The 2,083-nt window shown below is 68.0% G+C and carries 2 protein-coding genes; both read left to right on the forward strand.

Annotation, left to right across the window (positions count from 1 at the left end; genetic code table 11):
• Nucleotides 1-90 precede the first annotated feature (90 nt).
• Nucleotides 91-465: a DUF485 domain-containing protein gene (locus tag H5J30_RS29330; RefSeq protein ID WP_181790321.1), complete on the forward strand. Its 375-nt coding sequence runs from the start codon at nucleotides 91-93 to the stop codon at nucleotides 463-465.
• On the forward strand, nucleotides 462-2,083 hold a 1,622-nt coding region (locus H5J30_RS29335; protein ID WP_181790324.1), incomplete at its 3' end, for a monocarboxylic acid transporter. The genes H5J30_RS29330 and H5J30_RS29335, both read left to right, overlap by 4 nt.

Below are 2,083 nucleotides of genomic sequence, written 5' to 3' on the forward strand. Positions count from 1 at the left end.
ACCGCCGCGCGGCGGCTCGCGCGGCGGCCCCCGCGCTTCTACGGTGGCCGCGCCCGGCCCGTCCGGACACCCCCGTCCCCGAAGGCGCCCATGGAGGCCGCGATGAGCAGCACACCCCCGACCGGCAGATCGCCGGATGTGTACGAGGAAGTACAGCAGAGCGAGGAGTTCGGGGAGCTGCGACGCGCGCACCGTTCGTTCGCGTTTCCGCTGACCGTCGGATTCATCACCTGGTACCTGCTGTACGTGCTGCTGTCGAGCTACGCGGACGGCTTCATGGGCACCGAGGTCGCCGGCAACATCAACGTGGCGTTCGTGCTGGGCATCCTGCAGTTCGTCACCACGTTCGCCATCGCCTGGTGGTACGCGCGGCACGCAGCCGCGAAGCTCGACCCCAGGTCCGAGCAGCTCAAGGCCGAGGTCGAGGGCCGGGTGGCCGGCAACGGCACGGAGGTCGGGAAATGACGGGCGCCACCACGACGAACGCGCTGCAGATGTTCGCCCAGTCGGAACCGGGTGAGCACCGCACGCTGATCGTCACGCTGTTCTCCGTGTTCGTGGCGTTCACGCTCGCGGTGACGGTCTGGGCGGGACGCAAGACGAAGGACGCCACCGACTACTACGCGGGCGGCCGTTCCTTCACGGGCTTCCAGAACGGGCTGGCGATCTCCGGGGACTACATGTCCGCGGCCTCCTTCCTCGGCATCGCCGGCGCCATCGCGCTGGCGGGCTACGACGGGTTCCTGTACTCCATCGGCTTCCTGGTCGCCTGGCTGGTCGCGCTGCTGCTGGTCGCAGAACCGCTGCGCAACTCGGGCCGGTTCACCATGGGCGACGTGCTCGCGTACCGGATGCGCCAGCGTCCCGTGCGCACCGCGGCCGGGGTGTCGACCATCGTGGTGTCGATCTTCTACCTGCTGGCGCAGATGGTCGGCGCGGGCGCGTTGGTCGCGCTGCTGCTGGGGATCACCGGTGAGGCCGGCAAGAATCTCATCGTGGTCCTCGTCGGCCTGGTGATGATCCTCTACGTCACCATCGGCGGCATGAAGGGCACCACGTGGGTGCAGATCATCAAGGCCGTGCTCCTGATCCTGGGCACCCTGCTGATCACGATCCTGGTGCTGGCGAAGTTCGACTTCAACATCTCCCAGCTGCTGGGCGCGGCCGCGGACAACTCCGGCAAGGGCTCGGCGTTCCTGGAGCCCGGGCTGAAGTACGGCGTGACGAGCACCTCGACCATCGACTTCATCTCGCTGGGCATCGCGCTGGTGCTGGGCACCGCGGGTCTGCCGCACATCCTGATCCGCTTCTACACGGTGCCGACCGCGCAGACCGCGCGTAAGTCGGTGCTCTGGGCGATCGGCATCATCGGCGGCTTCTACCTGATGACCATCGCGCTGGGCTTCGGCGCCGCCGCGCTGATCAAACAAGAGACGATCATCGAGTCCAACCCGGCGGGCAATACCGCGGCACCACTACTCGCGGAAGAAATCGGCGGCGGAGCAGGATCCACCGGAGGCGCGATCCTGCTGGCGATGATCTCGGCAGTCGCGTTCGCCACGATCCTCGCGGTCGTCGCCGGACTCACCCTGGCGTCCTCGTCGTCGTTCGCGCACGACCTGTACGCCAACGTCATCCGCAAGGGCAAGGCCACCGAGAAGGAGGAGATCGCCGCGGCGCGGATCGCGGCGGTCGCGATCGGCGCGGTCGCCATCCTGCTGGGTGTCTTCGCGGGCAGCCTCAACGTCGCCGGCCTGGTGGCCCTGGCCTTCGCGGTGGCGGCGTCGGCGAACCTGCCGACGATCCTCTACAGCCTGTTCTGGAAGCGGTTCACCACCCAGGGCGCGCTGTGGTCGATCTACGGCGGCCTGTTCACCTCGGTGTTCCTGGTGCTGTTCTCCCCGGTGGTCTCCGGCAAGGAGACCAGCATGTGGCCGGGCGTGGACTTCCAGTGGTTCCCGCTGGAGAACCCGGGTCTGATCTCCATCCCGGCCGGCTTCCTCCTCGGCTGGCTCGGCTCGATCCTGTCCAAGGACGAGGACGCCACCGGCAAGAAGTACGCCGAGCTGGAGGTCCGCTCCCT

The sequence above is a fragment of the Streptomyces phytophilus genome (assembly GCF_013870535.1).
Lineage (GTDB): Bacteria > Actinomycetota > Actinomycetes > Streptomycetales > Streptomycetaceae > Streptomyces > Streptomyces phytophilus.

Excerpts from the sequence above, each read along its gene's own strand:
- H5J30_RS29330 (WP_181790321.1), top strand. The coding sequence starts at position 91 with ATGGAGGCCGCGATGAGCAGCACACCCCCGACCGGCAGATCGCCGGAT.